Annotated in this window: 16 protein-coding genes; 12 read left to right on the top strand and 4 right to left on the bottom strand. The window is 71.1% G+C overall.

The annotated features are described in order from the left end of the window. Window positions 1-69: 69 nt before the first annotated feature. Together SALPAC3_RS0105250 and SALPAC3_RS0105245 are read right to left on the bottom strand one after the other, a co-directional pair. On the bottom strand, window positions 70-1,989 hold the full coding sequence (locus SALPAC3_RS0105250) for a helix-turn-helix domain-containing protein (protein ID WP_018220217.1): 1,920 nt from the start codon (window positions 1,987-1,989) through the stop codon (window positions 70-72). 14 nt (window positions 1,990-2,003) lie between these two features. After that, entirely contained in the window at window positions 2,004-2,786 is a 783-nt protein-coding gene (locus tag SALPAC3_RS0105245) for a 3-hydroxybutyrate dehydrogenase (protein WP_018220216.1), read from the bottom strand. Window positions 2,787-3,011: 225 nt separating this feature from the next. Here SALPAC3_RS0105245 and ruvC point away from each other — a divergent pair, with 225 nt between their 5' ends. From ruvC to SALPAC3_RS0105205, 8 genes are all read left to right on the top strand, one after another. Beyond that, window positions 3,012-3,542 carry a crossover junction endodeoxyribonuclease RuvC gene (gene ruvC, locus SALPAC3_RS0105240; protein WP_018220215.1) on the top strand — a complete coding sequence of 177 codons (531 nt, stop codon included), beginning with the start codon at window positions 3,012-3,014 and terminating at the stop codon, window positions 3,540-3,542. Then, complete coding sequence (gene ruvA / locus SALPAC3_RS0105235) at window positions 3,539-4,141, top strand: Holliday junction branch migration protein RuvA (protein WP_018220214.1); 603 nt, start codon at window positions 3,539-3,541, stop codon at window positions 4,139-4,141. The genes ruvC and ruvA overlap by 4 nt, the downstream gene beginning before the upstream one ends. Window positions 4,142-4,196: 55 nt before the next feature. Then, a complete protein-coding gene (gene ruvB / locus SALPAC3_RS0105230; RefSeq protein ID WP_018220213.1) occupies window positions 4,197-5,255 on the top strand; it encodes a Holliday junction branch migration DNA helicase RuvB in 1,059 nt (352 codons plus the stop codon). A gap of 144 nt (window positions 5,256-5,399) precedes the next feature. After that, on the top strand, window positions 5,400-5,738 hold the full coding sequence (yajC, locus tag SALPAC3_RS0105225; RefSeq protein ID WP_018220212.1) for a preprotein translocase subunit YajC: 339 nt from the start codon (window positions 5,400-5,402) through the stop codon (window positions 5,736-5,738). Between the two features lie 241 nt (window positions 5,739-5,979). Beyond that, window positions 5,980-7,932, top strand: a complete 1,953-nt coding sequence (secD, locus tag SALPAC3_RS0105220) for a protein translocase subunit SecD (RefSeq protein ID WP_018220211.1) — start codon at window positions 5,980-5,982, stop codon at window positions 7,930-7,932. A 1-nt stretch (window position 7,933) separates the two neighbouring features. Next, entirely contained in the window at window positions 7,934-9,118 is a 1,185-nt protein-coding gene (gene secF / locus SALPAC3_RS0105215) for a protein translocase subunit SecF (RefSeq protein ID WP_018220210.1), read from the top strand. Between the two features lie 87 nt (window positions 9,119-9,205). Further along, window positions 9,206-9,772 (top strand): adenine phosphoribosyltransferase, encoded by a 567-nt coding sequence (locus tag SALPAC3_RS0105210; RefSeq protein ID WP_018220209.1) that lies wholly within the window; start codon window positions 9,206-9,208, stop codon window positions 9,770-9,772. A 193-nt stretch (window positions 9,773-9,965) separates the two neighbouring features. Beyond that, the gene (locus tag SALPAC3_RS0105205; protein ID WP_018220208.1) at window positions 9,966-12,425 is read left to right on the top strand and encodes a RelA/SpoT family protein; all 2,460 of its coding nucleotides are present in this window, start codon (window positions 9,966-9,968) and stop codon (window positions 12,423-12,425) included. Between the two features lie 86 nt (window positions 12,426-12,511). On the opposite strand, the gene SALPAC3_RS0105200 is transcribed toward SALPAC3_RS0105205, so the two are convergent. Together SALPAC3_RS0105200 and SALPAC3_RS0105195 are read right to left on the bottom strand one after the other, a co-directional pair. Further along, the gene (locus SALPAC3_RS0105200) at window positions 12,512-13,345 is read right to left on the bottom strand and encodes a peptidylprolyl isomerase (protein ID WP_018220207.1); all 834 of its coding nucleotides are present in this window, start codon (window positions 13,343-13,345) and stop codon (window positions 12,512-12,514) included. Window positions 13,346-13,385: 40 nt separating this feature from the next. Next, on the bottom strand, window positions 13,386-14,291 hold the full coding sequence (locus tag SALPAC3_RS0105195) for a peptidylprolyl isomerase (protein WP_018220206.1): 906 nt from the start codon (window positions 14,289-14,291) through the stop codon (window positions 13,386-13,388). A gap of 240 nt (window positions 14,292-14,531) precedes the next feature. On the opposite strand from SALPAC3_RS0105195, the gene SALPAC3_RS0105190 reads away from it, so the two are divergent. The 4 genes from SALPAC3_RS0105190 to aspS all read left to right on the top strand — a co-directional run bounded on the left by SALPAC3_RS0105190 (window position 14,532) and on the right by aspS (window position 19,767). After that, window positions 14,532-15,248: an MBL fold metallo-hydrolase gene (locus SALPAC3_RS0105190; RefSeq protein WP_018220205.1), complete on the top strand. Its 717-nt coding sequence runs from the start codon at window positions 14,532-14,534 to the stop codon at window positions 15,246-15,248. Window positions 15,249-15,303: 55 nt separating this feature from the next. Then, a complete protein-coding gene (gene hisS, locus SALPAC3_RS0105185) occupies window positions 15,304-16,632 on the top strand; it encodes a histidine--tRNA ligase (protein WP_018220204.1) in 1,329 nt (442 codons plus the stop codon). A 148-nt stretch (window positions 16,633-16,780) separates the two neighbouring features. Continuing rightward, entirely contained in the window at window positions 16,781-17,716 is a 936-nt protein-coding gene (locus SALPAC3_RS0105180; RefSeq protein WP_018220203.1) for an acyl-ACP desaturase, read from the top strand. A 227-nt stretch (window positions 17,717-17,943) separates the two neighbouring features. Further along, window positions 17,944-19,767, top strand: a complete 1,824-nt coding sequence (aspS, locus tag SALPAC3_RS0105175) for an aspartate--tRNA ligase (protein WP_026185248.1) — start codon at window positions 17,944-17,946, stop codon at window positions 19,765-19,767. Window positions 19,768-19,881 lie beyond the last annotated feature (114 nt).

Raw genomic sequence — 19,881 nt, 5'->3', positions numbered from 1 at the left:
GCGCGCGGGCTCAGCCGGAGGGGACCCGATCGGGCTGGCTCAACCCGGGCGGGGCTCAACCGGAGTGCCTCAGCCGGGCGGTTGGCGGAGGCGGTGGAGCCGGAGTGCGAGCTGCACCTCGAGCACGCGCTCCGGCTGCTGCCAGTCGACGCCGAGGAGATGACCGACCCGCTCCAGCCGTTGGGTGACCGTGTTCACGTGCACGTGTAGCTGCTCCGCGGCGCGGGTCAGGCTGCTCCCCGCCGCGAAGTACGCCTCCAGGGTCCGCACCAGGGCGGTGCCCCGGCGAGCGTCGTAGTCGAGCACGGGCCCCACGGTGGCTGCCAGGAACCGGGAGACATCGCGGTCGCCGCCGATATCGACCGCGCCCAGCAGCAGACCGACGAAGCCCAGCTCGTCCGCACTGGCGCCCTCCCCGGCCCGCCCGAGCGCGCCGAGCGCGGTCAGGCAGCGCTCCGCCTCGCGGAACGCCGCTGCCAGTGCGGCCGGACCGGTGGCGGGACCAGCGCCGCCGGCGGTCACCCGACGACCGGTCAGCCGGGACAGGTCCCGCGCCACCGCGCGGGCGGCGGCGCCCGCGTCCGAGCCGGGCAGCATCAGCACCACCTTCCCGTCCCGGGCCGCGGCCAGCCCGCCGCGGGTGCCGGCGTAGGTGCTGGCCCAGGAGAGGGTCCGTTGCCGGGCCGAGTCCGTCGCGGCGACCGCGCCGTCGTGCACGCAGACCAGCAGCTGCGCGGTGTCCACGTCCACGTCGAGTCGGCGGGCCCGGTCGCGGAGCGCGTCGGTGTCCCGTGGCGGGTCGGCGATCAGGTCGTCGAGGAGTTCACCGCGGACCCGCCCCTCCGCCTCGGCGACCGTCCGCCGAAACAACAACAGCAGCGCGGTGACCAGGGCGGCCCGCTCCAGGATCTGCTGGTCGGCGTCGACCAACTCGTCGTCCGGGCGAAGCACCAACGCCCCCAGATTCTCGGCGCCGGCGACCACGGCGGCGTACCAGAGTGGGCCGCGACGCACGCTGCGCCCGGCGGCCCGGGACGCGGCCACCGCCGCCACGATCTCCGCCCGCCTCGGTTCGTCGATCGCACCGACCCGGGCCAGGAGCCGGCCCTCGGCGTCCAGGGCCAGTAGCGCCCCACCCAGGACTTCCGGTACGGCGGCGGCGACCTCCTCCACTCCGCCGCCGCGGAGCACCAGCGCGGTCATCCGGTCGTGGGCCGCCGCCGCGCGCTCTACCGACGCGCTGTGCGCCCCGATGGTGGTGTTGGCCGCCGACAGCTCCGCCAACGCGGAGCGGGTCTCGGTGAGCAACCGAGCGGTGTCGATCGCGACGGCGGCGTGCGCGGCCAGCGACGCCAGCAGGGCCACCTCCTCCCGGGCGAACGGGCGCGCCGAGCGGTTGGCCGCGTAGAGCACGCCGATCGAGATCGAGCCCAGCCGCAGCGGCACGCCGAGGATCGCCACCAGGCCCTCCTCACCGACGCCGGCATCGATCTCGCGGGTGTGGTGGAACCGGTCGTCCGCCGGATAGTTCGCGGTGACGTAGGGGGCGCCGGACTGGGCGACCAGACCACCGAGGCCGGCGCCCATCGGTAGCCGTAGCCGTTGGAACCGGGCGGACACCGAGCCGTCGGTCACCCGCATGTAGGTGTCGCCGCGCCGGTCGTCGTTGAGCGTCATGTACGCGACATCGGCGTCGAGTAGGTGCCGGGCCCGGCGCGCGATCGCCCGCAGCACGTCGTCCAGGTCGCGGAGCCCGGCCAGGTCGCTGACGGTGTCGTACAGCCCGGAGAGCTCGCTTTCCCGGCGTCGCCGTCGTTCCAGCAGCGCCCGCACCCGCAGCGCGACCTGCTTGGCCCGTTCCAGCTCGGCCAGCCGCTCTGGGGGTGCGCCGGTGGCGCGCGCGGCCACCAGCGGGCCCTCGAACTCCACCGCCGCGGCTTCGCGGACGAGTAGCTCCAGGAACTCCACCGGCGAGGACATGACGGCCATTGTGTGCCGCTGCCCTAGTTCGCCGTCCACCCCCCATCGAGCGCGATGGACGCGCCGGTGATGAACGCCGCCGGTGGTGAGCACAGGTACGCCACCAACTCGGCCACCTCCTCCGGTTCGAGCAGCCGCTTGATGGCCGCCCGGCCCAGCATGATCTTCTCGACGACCTCGGACTCCGGGATGTCGTGGCGGGCGGCCTGGTCGGCGATCTGGCGCTGCACCAGCGCGGTGCGCACGTACGCCGGGTTGACGCAGTTGGCGGTCACACCGTGCGCGGCCCCCTCCAACGCGACTACCTTGGACAGACCCTCCAACGCGTGTTTCGCCGAGACGTACGCCGCCTTGTACGGCGAGGCGCGCAGCCCGTGCACTGAGGAGATGTTGACGATGCGTCCCCAGCCGGCGGCGTACATGTGCGGCAGGGCCCGGCGGATGACCAGGAACGGGGCTTCGACCATCACCCGGTGTAGGTATTCGAAGCGTTCCATGGCGAGCTCCGGGACCGGGGCGACGTGTTGGAGCCCGGCATTGTTGACCACGATGTCGACCTTGGTGTCGAGGCGGTTGACCGTCTCCGGGTCCGCCAGGTCGGCACCGACGGCCCGGCCGCCCACCTCGGCGGCGACGGTCCGGGCGGCGGTGAGGTCCCGGTCCACTACGACCACGGCGGCGCCGGCGGCGCCGAGTCGGCGCGCGCACGTCCGCCCGATGCCGCTGCCGCCTCCGGTCACCAGGGCGGTGCGGCCGCTGAGATCGACCTGTACGACGTGGGGGGTCGTCCTCGGATCTGCCGTCATGGCGGATGAAACTACGACCTGTACGGTCAGGCGCACATGGGGTAGCGGCACATACTCGTTGTCGGTGCTGTGTGGTCGCAGTCGACATCGGGCGGATCCCGGCACCGCCGTCGGGCTCGGCGCCCGCACCGCCGTCGGGCTCCGGCGTGTCCCGCCGGCTGCGGCTCCGACGATCTCGATAGGGTGTCGAACACACGTACTGCTGGCGGTCGGGGAGGAGGCGGCGTGCGCGTGCTCGGCGTTGACCCGGGGCTGACCCGGTGCGGGGTCGGCGTGGTCGAGGGCGTGCCGGGGCGTCCCTGCACGTTGGTGGCCTACCACGTCGTCCACACGGATCCCGACGACGAGTTGCCGCTGCGCCTGCTGACCCTGGACCGTTCGCTTACCGCCCTGGTGGCTGAGCACCGGCCGGACAGCGTGGCTGTCGAGCGGGTGTTCAGCCAGCACAATGTCCGCACGGTGATGGGCACGGCGCAGGCCAGCGGGGTCGCGGTTCTGGCCGGGGCGCGGGCCGGCCTGCCGGTGCAGACCTACACTCCGAGCGAGGTGAAGGCGGCGGTGACCGGCTCCGGTCAGGCCGACAAGGCCCAGATGACCGCGATGGTGACGCGGCTGCTGCGGCTCTCCGCTCCGCCCCGCCCGGCGGATGCCGCCGACGCCCTGGCCCTGGCCATCTGCCATGTGTGGCGCGGTGGCACTCGCTCGAAGTTGGCGATCGCCGCCGACCGGGCCCGACGAGGAGGAGGAGGCCGATGATCGCCAGTGTCCGGGGGGTGGTGACGGCGACCGGTCCCGACCACGCCGTCGTGGAGGTCGGCGGGGTGGGCCTGGCGGTGCAGTGTGCGCCGGGCACGATCGCCGACCTGCGGGTGGGTCAGTCGGCCCGCCTCGCCACCAGCCTGGTCGTCCGGGAGGATTCGTTGACCCTCTACGGGTTCGCCGACGACGATGCCAAGGCCCTGTTCGAGCTCTTGCAGACGGCCAGCGGGGTCGGCCCCCGACTGGCCCAGGCCGTCCTCGCGGTGCACGCGCCGGAGGCGGTCCGGGCGGCCGTCGCCAACGCCGATATCGCCGCCTTGACCCGGGTGCCGGGGATCGGCAAGAAGGGCGCCGAGCGGCTCGTGCTGGAGCTGCGCGACCGGATCGGTCCGGCCCCGGTCGGTGCCGACGCCGCGGCCGGCGTCACGACCGGCAACTGGCCGGAGCAGGTGCGTCAGGCCCTGGTCGGGCTCGGCTGGACGGCGGCGCAGGCGGATCAGGCGGTCGCCGCGGTGGCGGAGACGGTGGACGGGGAGGTGCCCCCGGTGCCGGTCCTGCTCCGCCAGGCGATTCGACTGCTGGGCCGAGCCCGATGACGGGTGGGCGGAGCGCGTCGGGCGACCGCATCCAGGTCACGGGTGAGGAGTCGGGATGACGGGTGACAATCTGGTTTCGGCGTATGTCAACGACGCCGAGCGGGACGCGGAGGCCAGCGTCCGGCCGCGCCGGCTGGCCGAGTTCATCGCGCAGGAGCGGGTCCGGGATCAGCTTGACCTGCTGCTCCAGGGCGCGCTACGCCGCGGTAGCCCCCCCGATCACATTCTCCTGTCGGGCCCGCCCGGGCTGGGTAAGACCAGCCTGGCCAATATCGTCGCCGCCGAGCTGGGCACCAGCATCCGGGTGACCAGCGGCCCGGCGATCGAGCGTTCCGGTGACCTGGCGGCCATCCTGACCAGTCTCGGCGAGGGGGATGTGCTCTTCATCGACGAGGTGCACCGGATCGCCCGGCCGGCGGAGGAGCTCCTCTACAGCGCGATGGAGGACTTCCGGGTTGACGTGGTGGTGGGCAAGGGGCCCGGGGCGACCGCGATCCCGCTGGACGTGGAGCCGTTCACCCTGGTCGGGGCGACCACGCGGGCTGGGCTGCTGACCGGCCCGATGCGCGACCGGTTCGGCTTCGTCGCGCACCTGGACTTCTACTCCCCGGCCGACCTGGAACGGCTGCTGAACCGCTCGGCCCGCATCCTCGGTGTGCCGATCACCGCCGATGGTGCGGCCGAGATCTCCGGCCGCGCGCGGGGCACTCCCCGGATCGCGAACCGGCTGCTGCGCCGGGTGCGTGACTTCGCCGAGGTCCGGGCCGACGGCGTGGTTACCCGGGAGACCGCGCAGGCGGCCTTGACCGTGTACGACGTGGACGCGTTGGGGCTGGACCGGCTGGACCGAGCGGTGCTCACCGCGCTCGTGGACCTGTTTCGGGGTGGTCCGGTCGGCCTGTCCACGCTGGCGGTGGCGGTGGGGGAGCAGCCGGACACGGTGGAGGAGGTCTGTGAGCCGTTCCTGGTGCGGGCCGGTCTCCTCGCCCGTACCCCGCGGGGGCGGGTCGCCACCGAGGCGGCCTGGCACCATCTGGGGCGTACGCCACCGAATGGTACATTTGGCACGGATACCCCTCCCGCGGGTGACCTGTTCTCGGTGGAGCCTGATTAGCCGTGATGCGAACGTGATCTGTGCCGCATTCGGTGTTCCCAGGTGGAGCGACTAGACTCGCCGCGGTCTGTACAGATGTAAGAAATCGCCTTCACCCCGGTGCCCTCGTGCCGGTATGAGGGCCAATGGGAAGGTTTTACCACCGTGCTTTTGGCACAAGATGGCGGCGGCGCCGGCGGCTTCACGCCCATCCTTATGATCATCCTGCTCTTCGGAGTCATGTACTTCATGATGATCCGTCCGCAGCAGAAGCGGCGCCGAGAGGCGGCGAACATGCAGTCCTCGCTGGGGCATGGTGACGAGGTCGTCACCATCGGCGGGCTCTACGGCACCGTCACCGGCATGGACGACGAGACGGTGCTGCTGGAGGTCGCCCCCGGTGTGGAGACCCGGTACGCCCGTCCCGCGATCGCGCGGGTCGTCACCAAGGCGGAGGAGCCCGCTGAGGCGGCGGTTGACGACGCGGACGCCGTCAAGGAGTGACACCCCGCCCGCCATGCCGGCGGCCCGGGCAGCGCATGAGTTGGACGAAAATTTGACAATCGGGTCGGTACGCCGCGCACGGTAGGTGCAGGGTGTGGTGGCGTTCCGCGCCGGCGCCCCGTGCGCCGCTGCGGCGACCCCCACATAGCTTCGGCCGGTTCGCCCGGCCGACAGCCGCCGCTCGCGTGGCGGCGTGACCCTACAGGGAGACAGGACAGCCGTGGCACCACCTCAGAAACAGATGCGCCCCGGGCGGCAGCTCGCCGTGCTTGGGGCCATCTTCGTGGTCCTCTATCTTCTGGTCTTCTTCGGCGGCGGCGCGAGCGGTAGCTGGCAGGACCGGCTTGAGCCCAAGCTCGGTCTCGACCTGGTCGGCGGCACCCGGCTGACGCTGGAGGCGACCAACACCGTTGACGGCCAGGCGCCGACCGCGGAGAACCTGGAGGAGGCCCGGCAGATCATCGAGAGTCGGGTCAACGCCTTCGGGGTTGCCGAGGCCGAGGTCGTCACCGAGGGCGACCGGAACATCGTGATCTCCCTTCCCGGCGAGAACCGGGACCTGACCGAGGTCGGCAGCGCCGCGGAGCTGCGCTTCCGTAAGGTGCTCCAGATAGCCGACGGTAGCGGTGCGGCGGCGAACCCGGCGCCGAGCCCGACCGACACCCCCTCCGCCACGCCGTCCGGTTCCGCTGCGCCGTCTGACTCCGCTGCGCCGTCTGACTCCGCCTCGCCGTCCGCGACCGGCAGCGCTTCCCCCACCCCGTCGAGCAGCGTCCAGGTCACGGCCTCGCCGACCGGCGGTGCGGGCGGTGGTGCCGCGGCGCCGACCGAGACCCCCACGGCCTCACCCAGCGTCACGCCCACGCCGAGCGCGTCCTCCTCGCCCAGCGCGACACCGGCGGCGAGCGACAGCGCGACCCCGGTCCCGGCCAGCGTCGAGGAGCAGCGCAGGGCGGTCGAGCAGAAGGTCGGCGCGGCCGCCTGGGAGGCCGCGAACGCGCTCCAGTCGCCCAACGACCTGACCACCGACCCGTCGCTGGTCGAAAAGCTCAAGCCGTTCGCGTCGCTGACCGACCGCGAGGTCGCGGTGCTGCCGGCCCAGGTGCAGTTCAACGTCCCGCAGATCACCTGCGCCCAGCTCGACGCCCGCCCGCCGGCGTCGATCTCCGCCGTTGACCAGCAGGTCGTCGCCTGTGAGTTCGGCGGCATCAAGTACCTGCTCGACCAGGCGAAGGTCGTCGGCACCGACATCAACGACGCCAACGCCGTGCTCGACCAGACCAGCCAGTGGGTGGTCAGCCTGGACTTCACCAACTCCGGCCAGGAGAAGTGGACCGCGCTGACCCGCGAGGCGTTCAACAACGAGGGCGCTGCCTGCGACCCGAGCGCGCTCGGGGACAGCGGCAACTGCCGGGTCGCCGTCGTGCTGGACAACGAGGTCGTCTCCTCGCCGGAGATCCTGGGCGTGTTGACCAGCAACTCACAGATCACCGGCAACTTCACCCAGCAGGACGCCAGCGACCTGGCGAGCACGCTGCGCTACGGCGCGCTGCCGGTGACCTTCGAGCCGCAGGCACAGCAGAACGTCACCGCGACCCTGGGCGCCAGCCACCTGCGGGCCGGCCTGCTCGCAGCCGGCATCGGCATGCTGCTGGTGATCATCTACTCGTTCTTCTACTACCGACTGCTCGGCTCCGTGATCTTCCTGAGCCTCGTCCTCTCCGCGCTGCTCGTCTTCGGCGCGTTGGTGGTCCTCGGCCGGCAGATCGGGTTCACCCTCACCCTCGCCGGGATCGCCGGCATGATCGTCTCACTCGGTGTGGCGGCGGACTCCTTCGTCATCTACTTCGAGCGGCTCAAGGACGAGATCCGGGAGGGGCGCAGCCCGCGCAGCGCGGTGTCCCGGGCGTGGGTCCGCGCCCGGCGGACGATCATCTCCGCCAACGCGATCACCCTGATGTCCGCGGTGGTGCTGTACATCGTCTCGGTCGGCGTGGTCAAGGGCTTCGCCTTCGCGTTGGGCCTCGCCACGATCCTCGACCTGGTGGTGGTCTTCCTCTTCCGACACCCGATCATGACGATGTTCGCCCGCACCCGGGCGTTCCTGTCCCCGCGGGTCAGCGGCCTCGGCCGGGCGTTGCCGGCCCGGGCCAAGCCGGCCCAGCCCCGCAACCCGCGCTCGAAGGAGGCCTGAGATGGCCGGTGCTGGTCTCGCGAGTCGCCTCTACCGTGGTGAGGCCGGTCTCGACATTGTCGGCCGTCGCAGGGTGTGGTTCAGCGTCGCCGGGGCGCTGGCCCTGATCTCGGTGCTGAGCTTCGCGTTCCTCCGGTTCGACCTCGGAATCGAGTTCGCTGGCGGCAACTCGATCCAGGTGCCCGCCAGCGTCGGCACCCTGGAGCAGGCCGAGGAGGCGGTTGACGCCGCGCTGGCCGCGGAGGGCGGCGGAGCGGAGGTGGTCACCGCGCAGAAGGTCGGCGGTACCGGTGACGACTTCTACGAGATGCGTACCTCGCAGCTCAGCGCGGAGCAGGCCAACGCGGTCAAGGCGGCGGTAGCCCAGGAGTTCGGCCTCCCGGTCAGCGACGTCGGTGGAGAGCAGGTCAGCCAGGCCTGGGGTAGCCAGGTCACCGAGCGGGCGGTGCTCGGTCTGGTGATCTTCCTCGTGCTGGTGATGGTCTACCTGGTGCTGCGCTTCGAGTGGCGGATGGCGGTCGGTGCGGTCAGCTCCCTGCTGATGAACCTGGTCCTCAGCGCCGGCATCTACTCGCTGGTCGGCTTCGAGGTGACCCCGTCGACCGTGATCGGCTTCCTCACCATCCTGGGCTTCGCCCTCTACGACGTGGTGGTGGTCTTCGACAAGGTCCAGGAAAATACCCGCGGCATCACCGCGAACAACAACCAGACGTACGGCGAGGCGGCCAACCTGGCGATCAACCAGAGCCTGATGCGGTCGCTGAACACCTCGATCGTGGCGCTGCTCCCGGTCGGTGGCCTGCTCTTCATCGGTGCCGGCTTCTTCGGCGCGGGCACCCTGAAGGACCTCGGTCTGGTGCTGTTCGTCGGGATGGCGGTGGCGTTCTTCTCCTCGATCACCCTGGCCACCCCGCTGCTGGTGCTGCTGAAGAACCGGGAGCCGCGGATCCAGGCGCACAACAAGCGGGTGCTGACCCGCCGCGCCGCGCTGGAGCGCGGCGAGGGCTCGGCGAAGAACGCGCCGCAGCCGACGGAGAGCGCCGACGAGGAGATCGACCCGGAGGCGACGGCCCTCGCCGGTGCGGCGCCGAAGGTGGGGGCGCGGCCGGCGGGTAAGCGGCCGGCCGGGGCGCGCGGTGGGCGAGCCGCCGGTGGCGGCAACCGTCCGGGCGGCAAGCGGCGCTGACGCGCCGGTGAAGCGGAGCGACGGCGTCCTTCAGGCTGCGCGAGCGGCCGGAAGGGCGCCGTCGTCGGAACAAGGGAGCGAAACGGCGTGACAGAGACCCACACCACCGTGGTACGGGGGGACAGCGGCCGGGAGATGGCCGAACTGGTGGCCAGCCGGGTGTTGGACGTACCGGACTTTCCGAAGCCCGGGGTGATGTTCAAGGACCTGATGCCGCTCTTCGCCGATGGGGACACCTTTCGCGAGATCATTGATGGCATCGTGCGCCACCACGGGCGGGACTCGTTCGACACCGTGGTCGGGATCGAGGCCCGCGGGTTCGTGGTCGCGGCAGCGATCGCCTACGCGGCCGGCGTCGGTGTGGTGCCGGTACGCAAGGCGGGCAAGCTGCCCCGGGTGGCCTACTCGGCGTCGTACGCGCTGGAATACGGTGCGGCCACCCTGGAGGTGCACCAGGACGCGTTCACGGCCGGGCACCGGGTGCTGGTGGTGGATGACGTCCTCGCCACGGGCGGCACCGCTGAGGCGACCCTCGACCTGGTCGAGCGAGCCGGCGGTACGGTGGCGGGTTTCAGCGTTCTGCTGGAGTTGGGTTTCCTGGGCGGTCGCGAACGGCTGGCGCCGCGCCCGGTCCATGCCCTGCTGACCGTTTGACCGGTCTGTCGGGCGGATTACCCCAGCGGGGCCCGGGTCGGTGAGAACGCGGTACCCCGCCGGGTGCGGGTAGCATTGCGATTTGCTAAACCCAACGCCGGCCGGTGCGGTCGGTTGAATCAGACGTCGGCCGCCTGGCCGGCGCGTCCGGCGAGCGGTGAGGAGGCCGGTGTCTCACGATGTCGCCCCTCCGGTGGAGGACACGGTGCACCCGACAGGCGACGGCTCGGTGACCGACCGCAGTGGTGGCTCCCGCCCCGGGCCGGGCCCCGGTAGCGGTGCCGGAGTGACCGGCGCCCCCCGCACCGGCGCGGACCCGGGGTACGAGGAGGCGATCGTTCCGAAGCGGGGCGATCTGGCGTCCGAGACCGCTCCCGGCGGCGGATTCGCCCTCTCCAGCGCGCCGACCGGGCGCCGGGTGCGGGCCCGGCTGGCCCGGTTCAACGCGCCCTGGCAGTCGTCGCAGGTCAGCGAGGTGCTGGAGCCGCTGATCTCAAGTCACCGGGAAAATCACCCGAAGGCCGATGCGCGGCTGTTGCAACGCGCTTTCGACACTGCGGCCCGCTGGCACTCCGGCCAGTACCGTAAGTCCGGCGATCCCTACATCACCCATCCGCTCGCGGTGGCCACCATCCTCGCCAATCTGGGCATGGACACCACCACGCTGGTCGCGGCGCTGCTACACGACACGATCGAGGACACCGAGTACACGCTGGACCAGATGCGGGCCGACTTCGGCGGCGAGGTGGCGCTGCTGGTGGACGGGGTGACCAAGCTCGACAAGGTCAAGCTGGGCGACGCGGCGAAGGCGGAGACGATCCGCAAGATGGTCGTCGCCATGGCGAAGGACCCACGGGTCCTGGTGATCAAGCTGGCCGACCGGCTGCACAACATGCGTACCCTGATCTTCCTGCCGCGGCCGAAGCAGGAGCAGAAGTCCAAGGAGACGCTGGAGATCCTGGCCCCCCTGGCGCATCGCCTGGGTATGAACACGATCAAGTGGGAGCTGGAGGATCTTGCCTTCGGTACCCTCTTTCCGAAGCGGTACGAGGAGATCAACCGACTGATCGGAGAGCACCAGCCGCAGCGGGAGGCGCTGCTGCGGCAGGTGACCAGGAAGGTCAGCACCGACCTGAAATCCGCCAAGATCAGGGCGGAGGTGACCGGCCGGCCGAAGCACCTGTACTCGATCTACCAGAAGATGATCGTGCGGGGGCGGGACTTCAACGACATCTACGACCTGGTGGGTGTACGGATCCTGGTCGACACGGTGCGGGACTGCTACGCGGCGTTGGGTGTGATCCACGCGAATTGGCAGCCGGTGCCGGGCCGGTTCAAGGACTACATCGCGATGCCGAAGTTCAACATGTACCAGTCGTTGCACACGACGGTGATCGGGCCCACCGGCAAACCGGTGGAGATGCAGATCCGCACGTACGCGATGCACCGTACCGCCGAGTTCGGTATCGCCGCGCACTGGAAGTACAAGGAACACAAGGGCACCCAGGTCGTGGGCCCGCCGGCGCACATCGACGAGATGACCTGGCTGCGGCAGTTGCTGGACTGGCAACGGGAGGCGGCCGACCCGAGCGAGTTCCTGGACGCGCTGCGCTTCGACCTGTCCAGCCAGGAGGTGTACGTCTTCACCCCGAAGGGCGACGTCTTTCCGCTGCCGACAGGGTCAACGCCGGTGGACTTCGCGTACACGGTGCATACCGAGGTGGGGCACAAGTGCATCGGGGCGCGGGTCAACGGCAAGCTGGTGCCGTTGGAGTCGACGCTCTCCAACGGTGATGTGATCGAGATCTTCACCTCGAAGTCGGAGACGGCCGGCCCGACCCAGGACTGGCTGGGGTTTGTCAAGAGCCCGCGGGCGCGCACCAAGATCCGGCAGTACTTCAACAAGGAGCGGCGCGAGGAGGCGATCGAGGCCGGCAAGGACGCACTCGTCAAGGCGATGCGCAAGCAGGGCATGCCGCTGCAGCGGATGCTCAGCTCGGACAACCTGATGGCGATCGCCCGGGATCTCCACCTGGCCGATGTGGCCTCGCTCTACGCGGCGGTCGGTGACAGCCATGTCTCCGCCCAGTCGGTGGTACAGAAGCTGATGGCCTCCTACGGCGGTGAGGAGGGCGCGGTCGAGGACATCGCCGAGACCGCGGTGGCCACCCGCCCGCCGCGGAGCCGGGCCAGCAGCAACGACCCGGGTGTCGTGGTCCGGGGCGTCAGCGATGTGTGGATTAAGCTGGCCCGCTGCTGCACCCCGGTCCCACCGGATTCGGTGTTCGGCTTTGTCACCCGCTCCGGCGGAGTGAGCGTGCACCGGGACGACTGCGCCAACGCCGAGGACCTCAAGGCACAGGGGGAGCGGGTCGTGGAGGTGGGCTGGAAGCTCACCAGCGCGTCCACCTTCCTCGTCGCCATCCAGGTCGAGGCGCTCGACCGGCACAAGCTGCTCACCGACGTGAGCCTGGTCCTCTCCGACGAGCGGGTCAACATCCTCTCGGCGACCGTGACGACCACGCGGGACCGGGTGGCGGTGAGCCGGTTCAGCTTCGAGATGGCCGACCCCAAGCATCTGGGGCACCTGCTGGCCGCGGTGCGCAAGGTTGACGGTGTCTTCGACGCCTATCGGGTTACCTCCGGCTCCTGACCCGACCAGGAGGGGCGGCGCCCCCGGGCAACGACGAGCGCCCCCGGCAGGAGCCGGGGGCGCAGCGTGGTCTTTTCGCTCGGCGGTCAGCCCTGGGGCGCGCTCATCGTGAGGTCGGTGATGGTGACCTCCTTCTTCGGGTGCCCGCCGCCGGCCTGCTGTGCGTAGGCCTCGTCGTCGCCGGCCGCCGCGACCTCCTTGACGATGTCCAGCCCACCGGTGACCGTGCCCAGGACGGTGTAGTTCGGGGGGAGCGGCGAGTCGCCGTAGACGATGAAGAACTGGCTGCCGGTGCTTCCGGGCGCGCCGGAGTTGGCCATCGCGATAACGCCCTCCGGGTACGGGGGCCGCTTGTCCGTGGGCAGGTTCTCCTCGGCCAGCCGGAAGCTCGGCCCCCCGGTGCCGTCGGTCTCCCGCCAGCCGTCGCCGGTCGCGCTCGGGTCACCGCACTGGAGCACCTTGATTCCTTCGGTGACGAGGCGGTGGCACTTGGTGTTGTCGAAGAAGTCCTGCTCGGCCAGGTGGGTGAAGCTGGCGCTGGTGCACGGCGTCTGGGACCGGTCGACCTTGGCCGTGATCGGCCCGAGGTTCGTGTCGATGGTGAGGGTCTGGGTGCCGGTGTTCGGTTGCTGGGCACCCGGCAGGCCGACGTCCTTGATCTGTGGGGTCCGCTGGTCGGCGGGGATCTCGGTGAAGACGCACTCGGTGGCACCGGCGGTGGTGGTCGAGTCGGTCGCCGAGTCGTCGCCGAGGCTCGATACCAGCCAGACGGTGCCGGCGACCACCAGGAGGAGAGCCGCGCTCGCCCCGACGATCGCCTGGGTCTGGCGACGCCGACGAGCCCGGGCGGTCCGCTCGGCCATCTCCTTCTCGAGCCGAGCACGGGCCGCCGCGCGTTGCCGCTCATTGGTGGACGTCACGCCTGGATCCTCCTGCACGATGTGGGTTGGCTGGGATCGGTCAGCCGGCGCTCGGGTCGGCCGCCGGGGTGGCGGTCGGCGTCGCTGCCGGCTCGGTGACCGTCAGGCTCTGGATGACCACGTCGTCGTCCTGCGGCTTGACCTTCGCTCCGCCCGCATTCTCCACGGTCGGTAGCGCACCGATCTTCTCGACCGTATCCAGGCCACCGGTGACACGGCCAATGACCGTGTACGCCGGGTCGGCGGTGGTGAAGTCCTTGAAGAAGATCAGGAACTGGCTTCCGTTGGCGCCGGGCCGGTTGCCGACCATCGCGACCGTGCCCTTCGGGTAGGTCGCGGGCTGGTCGGCTGCCGGGCTGGCGGAGGCATCCGTCGGGGTGGCTGACGCGTCTGCCGGGCTCGCCGGGGCATCCGCCGGGGTGGGCACGTTCTCGTCGTAGAAGGAGTAGGCGGGTCCGCCCAGTCCGGTGCCGCTCGGGTCGCCGCACCGTACCGCACCCTCGGTGGTGATTTCGTGACACTTGGTGTTGTCGTAGAAGGAGTTCGCCGCCAGGTGGGAGATGCTCGCGACGGCGCACGGGGTGGCGGCAGTATCCAGCTCGGCGGTGACCGGGGCGCCCTGGTTCGTGACGACCGTCATCGTCCGGACCCCCTCGGTCGGCAGCCCGGTGGTGGCCGGGGTGCCGACGTCGGTCAGGTTGGTGTTGGCGGTGGCGTCCTCCGGGGTCCAGAAGCAGAGCTCCTCGGCCGCGGTGTTCTCGACCGGGTCCCGATCGAAGGCGCCCAGCGCCCAGGCGGAGCCGGCCACGATCAGAGCGAGGACGACCGCGACGCCCACCCCGGCCTGGACCTGCCGTCGGCGACGGGCCCGAGCGGCCCGTCGGGCCAGCTGTCGGTCGAGTTTTGCCCGCGCCAGTTTGCGCTGCCGATCCCTGCTGGAGGCCACCCGCGCTCCCCTTCCTCTACCCTGGTTCCGTGACGGGCGGCCCGACCGTTGGTCAGGTGTGCCATGCCACACGCCCGCCAGAGTGTACGGCCAGTGGCGGGGATTGTCGTGTACGAGGTGGCGTGGTGGTGACCCGTGGACCTCGCCGCACCCACCACCCGGGCCGCGCCGCGCGAGCGTGGTTGCCTCGGCGACTAGGCTCAGCAGACGACCTGACACTTCGAGGGAAGGGGCGCTGTCGTGCTCGTGGCCGGTTTTCCCGCGGACGCCTTCGGCACCAACTGCTATGTGGTCGCGACGGCGCCGGGGGAGCAGTGTGTGGTGGTCGATCCCGGCATCGGGGTACTCGACCGACTCGACGCCCTGCTGGCCGAGCACCGGCTGCATCCGGCCGCCGTCCTGTTGACCCACGGCCACCTCGACCACACCTTCTCCGTCGCGCCGGTCTGTGGCGCCCGTGGGGTCACCGCGTACGTCCACCCGGCCGACCGGGAACTCCTCGCCGACCCGGCGAAGGGGCTCTCGGCTGACCTGGCCGGGCTCTTCGGCGGCCGGCTGCCGTACACCGAGCCGGAGGACGTCGCCGAACTGACCGACGGCGCCACCCTCGACCTCGCCGGGCTGGAGATCACCGTCGACCACGCGCCGGGCCATACCGGCGGGTCGGTGCTCTTCCGGTTGCCCGGCGCGGACTCCCGCTGGGAGGCAGACGAGCTCTGCCTCTCCGGTGACGTGCTCTTCGCCGGCTCGATCGGCCGTACCGACCTGCCGGGTGGCAGCCATCCGACGATGCTCGCCAGCCTGCGGAGCAAAATCCTCCCGCTGGCGGATGACACGGTCGTGCTGCCCGGCCACGGTCCCACCACGACGATTGGCCGGGAACGCGCCGCCAACCCGTACCTGCTTGAGGTCGCGGGCGCGCCGGCGCGCCCGGCGGCCCCTGCCCGCGGCCTGTAGCCGCCGCACCCTCTTTCCCTCGCGCGGACCGCGCGGGGTTCGCGAACGGAGCACCATGAGTAAGCCCACGCCGATCTCCGGCTTCCCGGAGTGGACGCCCGCCCAGCGGATGATCGAGCAGTCCGTCCTGGAGCGGATCCGGGACACCTTCGAGCGGTACGGGTTCGCCCCGCTGGAGACCCGCGCGGTCGAGCCGCTCGACCAGTTGTTGCGCAAGGGGGAGACCTCCAAGGAGGTCTACCTGCTTCGACGGCTGCAGGCCGACCCCGACGGACCGACCGGCGACGACGCTCTTGGCCTGCACTTCGACCTGACCGTGCCGTTCGCCCGGTACGTGCTGGAGAACGCCGGCAAGCTCCAGTTCCCGTTCCGCCGCTACCAGATCCAGAAGGTGTGGCGGGGCGAACGGCCGCAGGAGGGCCGCTACCGGGAGTTCCTGCAGGCGGACATCGACATCGTCGACCGGGACACGCTGGCACCGCACCACGAGGCCGAGATGCCGCTGGTGATCGGGGACGCGCTGCGGTCGCTGCCGATCCCGCCGGTGCGGATCCAGGTCAACAACCGCAAGATCTGCGAGGGCTTCTACCGGGGGGTGGGGATCACCGACCCGGAGGCGGCGCTACGCGCGGTCGACAAGCTGGACAAGATCGGCCCGGCCCGGGTGGCCGACCTTCTGACCGCCACGGCCGGGGCGACCGAGGCGCAGGCGAAGGCCGTGCTGGCGCTGGCGGAGATCTCGGCGCCGGACGCGTCGTTCGCCGACGCGGTGAACGCGCTCGGGGTCAGTCACCCGCTGCTCGACGAGGGCCTCGCGGAGCTGGTCCAGGTGATGCAGACCGCCGCCGAGCACGCGCCCGGCCTCTGCGTCGCCGACCTGCGCATCGCCCGCGGCCTGGACTACTACACCGGGACCGTCTATGAGACGCAGCTGATCGGGTACGAGCGCTTCGGCTCGATCTGCTCCGGCGGCCGGTACGACAACCTGGCCAGCGCCGGTGCCGTCGCGTTCCCGGGAGTGGGCATCTCGATCGGCGTGACCCGCCTGCTCGGCCTGCTCTTCGGCGCCGGGGCGTTGAGCATTTCCCGCCCGGTCCCCACCTGCGTGGTGGTGGCGGTGACCAGCGAGGCGCAGCGGGCGGTGAGTAACCGGGTCGCGGAGGCGCTGCGGGCCCGGGGCATCTGCACCGAGGTCGCGCCGAGCGCGGCGAAGTTCGGCAAGCAGATTCGCTACGCCGAACGGCGAGGCATCCCGTACGTGTGGTTCCCCGGCACGGACGAGGGCGCGGACGAGGTCAAGGACATCCGTACCGGCGCGCAGGTGTCGGCGCGGGCCGAGGTGTGGCAGCCGCCCGCGGCGGACCTGCGGCCGGTGGTGAGCTGAGTCTCCGCGACCGCCGGCGCTCGTTCGGCCGGGGCGTGGATGTTTCGGCAGGAAGGCGCTGCTCGGAGGGCGCGCGTGGGACGCTACTGGCGCGTACCGACGATCGGACCTACGGTGGCGTAAGTTACGCCGCCGTAGGGAGACCCGCATGACCGTCCTCAGCCAGACCGCCCTCCTGCACGAGCTGGAAGTCGTCGTGGAGAAGAACCTCGACCGGCATCTGTCGATCGCGAAGGAGTGGTTCCCGCACGAGTACGTGCCCTGGAGTGAGGGGCGGACCTTCGACGGTCCGCTCGGGGGGCAGGCGTGGGCGCCGGCCGACTCCCAGCTGCCCGAGGTCGCCCGTACCGCGTTGATCGTCAACCTGCTCACCGAGGACAACCTGCCCTCGTACCACCACCAGATCGCCACGCTCTTTGGCCGGGACGGGGCGTGGGGGACCTGGGTGCACCGGTGGACGGCCGAGGAGGCGCGGCACGGCATCGCGATCCGGGACTACCTGACGGTGACCCGGGCGGTCGACCCGGTGGCCCTGGAGCGGGCCCGGATGACGCACATGTCGGCCGGCTACCGCAACGCGCACGACGAGGAGATGCTGCACTCGCTCGCGTACGTGTCGTTCCAGGAGCTGGCCACCCGGATCTCGCACCGGAACACCGGCCGGGCCACCGGCGATCCGCACTGCGAGGCGCTGTTGGCGCGAATCGCCACCGACGAGAACCTGCACATGCTGTTCTACCGAAACCTGCTCGCCGCCGCCTTCGAGGTGGCTCCCAGCCAGACGATGCGGGCGGTGGCCGACGTGCTGGCCGAGTTCCAGATGCCGGGCAACGGCATCGAGGGGTTCGCCCGGAAGTCTGTCGCGATCGCCCTGGCCGGCATCTACGACCTGCGCCAGCACCGGGACGAGGTGGTGCTGCCGGTGCTGCGACAGTGGGACATCTTCGAGGTGTCGGGCCTGGACGCGGAGGGCGAGGCGGCCCGGGATCAGATCGCGGCCCACCTCGACGGCCTGGAGGTCGCCGCGTCCCGGTTCGAGGAGAAGCGCGACGCCCGTCGCGCCCGACAGGCCGCCCGGAGCTGACGGCCCAGGTCGCGGTGCCACCGGTCCCGGCGCACGGCACCCACCCAGGTTTGGCGCGCGGCGGCTCTCCTTCCGCGCACCCGCTAAACGGCGGTGCGGTAGTCCTGACAGAATGCCGGGGCAGAGACATTCTGCCCCGGAACAGGCTGGAAATGAGGATGCGGCCCCGGGGCGGCCCGGCGAGGATGCCGGGCAGATTCATACCGCAGATGAGGGAGACGCACGCCGTGATCCGTACCCATGACGCCGGAAGCCTGCGCGCGACGGACGCCGGCACCACGGTGACGCTCGCCGGCTGGGTGGCCCGCCGGCGCGACCACGGCGGTGTCATCTTTGTCGACCTGCGGGACGGCTCCGGGGTGGCCCAGGTCGTCCTCCGCGAGGAGGACGCCCACGTGCTGCGCAACGAGTACTGCGTCCGGGTCACCGGCGAGGTGACCCGTCGTCCCGAAGGCAACGAGAACCCGGAGCTGGCCACCGGCGAGGTCGAGGTGACGGCGGAGGAGCTGGAGGTGCTCTCCGAAGCGGCGCCCCTGCCCCTGCCGGTGGATGACCAGGTCGAGGCCGGTGACGACGTCCGGCTGCGCTACCGGTATCTGGATCTACGCCGCAGTGGCCCGGCCAACGCCCTGCGGCTGCGTTCCGCGGCGAACCAGATCGCCCGTGCGGTGCTGCACGAGCGGGACTTCCTGGAGATCGAGACCCCGACGTTGACCCGCTCGACACCGGAGGGGGCCCGGGACTTCCTGGTGCCGGTCCGGCTGCAGCCCGGCACCTGGTACGCGCTGCCCCAGTCGCCGCAGCTGTTCAAGCAGCTGCTCATGGTGGGCGGGATGGAGCGGTACTACCAGATCGCCCGCTGCTACCGGGACGAGGACTTCCGCGCCGACCGGCAGCCGGAGTTCACCCAGCTGGACATCGAGATGTCCTTCGTCACCGAGGACGACGTGATCGACCTCGGCGAGGCGATCGTGTCCCGGCTGTGGCGGGACCTGGCCGGCCACCAGATCACTCGGCCGATCCCGCGGATCACCTGGCACGAGGCCATGGCCCGGTACGGTTCGGACAAGCCGGACCTGCGCTACGGCGTGGAGTTGACCGAGCTGACCGACTACCTGCGCGGCACCCGGTTCCGGGTCTTCGCCGGCGCGATCGAGGCGGGTGGCTACGTCGGTGCGGTTGTGATGCCCGGCGGTGCGGCGCAGTCCCGTAAGGAGTTGGACGGCTGGCAGGACTGGGCCAAGGCGCGGGGTGCGAGGGGCCTGGCGTACGTGGTGCTCGACGCCGAGACGGGCGAGGCGCGGGGCCCGGTCGCCAAGAACCTCTCCACCGAGCACCTGGCGGGTCTGGCCGACGCGGTCGGCGCGAAGCCCGGCGACGCGATCTTCTTCGCCGCCGGGGCGGAGAGCCGGGCGGCGCAGGAACTGCTCGGCGCGGCCCGGGTGGAGATCGCCCGCCGGGCGAAGCTGATTGACGAGAGCGCCTGGGCGTTCTGCTGGGTGGTTGACGCGCCGATGTTCGAGCGGGTCACCGACGGCGAGGAGGGCGGAGCGAGCGGCTGGACCGCGGTGCATCATCCGTTCACCGCGCCGAACGCCGAGTGGGTGGACCGCTTCGAGGAGGCGCCGGACCAGGCTCTCGCGTACGCGTACGACATCGTCTGCAACGGAAACGAGATCGGCGGCGGCTCGATCCGTATCCACCGCGGCGACGTGCAGCAGCGGGTCTTCGACCTGCTCGGGATCACCCCCGAGCAGGCGCAGGACAAGTTCGGCTTCCTGTTGGAGGCGTTCAAGTACGGCGCGCCGCCACACGGCGGGATCGCCTTCGGCTGGGACCGGGTCTGCATGCTGCTCGCCGGTGCCGACTCGATCCGTGAGGTCATTGCCTTCCCGAAGACCCGCGGCGGGTTTGATCCGTTGACCGCCGCGCCGACTCCGATCACCGCGGCGCAGCGCCTGGAGGCGGGCGTGGATGCCCGGCCCAAGCCCGAGGCGCGGGCGCAGGCCGGCACCGCCGGCCCGGCTGCTCCGGTGGCCGACCCCACCTGATCGCCTCGTTGGTCATTCCAGTGGCGGCTCGGCTTTGCCGGGCCGCCACTGTTGGGTGCGGGGTCTGGTCGGGACGGGCGCTGCTCAGCGCCCGGTCTGCCTGGGTGCGGGGCG

Origin of the sequence: Salinispora pacifica DSM 45544 (assembly GCF_000378845.1) — a bacterium.
GTDB lineage: Bacteria > Actinomycetota > Actinomycetes > Mycobacteriales > Micromonosporaceae > Micromonospora > Micromonospora pacifica.
The sequence above is the reverse complement of the archived record's forward strand: the minus strand, read 5'-3'. Positions and strand labels throughout refer to the sequence as shown.

Coding starts and splice junctions, on each gene's coding strand:
- SALPAC3_RS0105250 (WP_018220217.1), bottom strand. CDS start 1,989: ATGGCCGTCATGTCCTCGCCGGTGGAGTTCCTGGAGCTACTCGTCCGC.
- SALPAC3_RS0105245 (WP_018220216.1), bottom strand. CDS start 2,786: ATGACGGCAGATCCGAGGACGACCCCCCACGTCGTACAGGTCGATCTC.
- ruvA (WP_018220214.1), top strand. CDS start 3,539: ATGATCGCCAGTGTCCGGGGGGTGGTGACGGCGACCGGTCCCGACCAC.
- ruvB (WP_018220213.1), top strand. CDS start 4,197: ATGACGGGTGACAATCTGGTTTCGGCGTATGTCAACGACGCCGAGCGG.
- secD (WP_018220211.1), top strand. CDS start 5,980: ATGCGCCCCGGGCGGCAGCTCGCCGTGCTTGGGGCCATCTTCGTGGTC.
- secF (WP_018220210.1), top strand. CDS start 7,934: ATGGCCGGTGCTGGTCTCGCGAGTCGCCTCTACCGTGGTGAGGCCGGT.
- hisS (WP_018220204.1), top strand. CDS start 15,304: ATGAGTAAGCCCACGCCGATCTCCGGCTTCCCGGAGTGGACGCCCGCC.
- SALPAC3_RS0105180 (WP_018220203.1), top strand. CDS start 16,781: ATGACCGTCCTCAGCCAGACCGCCCTCCTGCACGAGCTGGAAGTCGTC.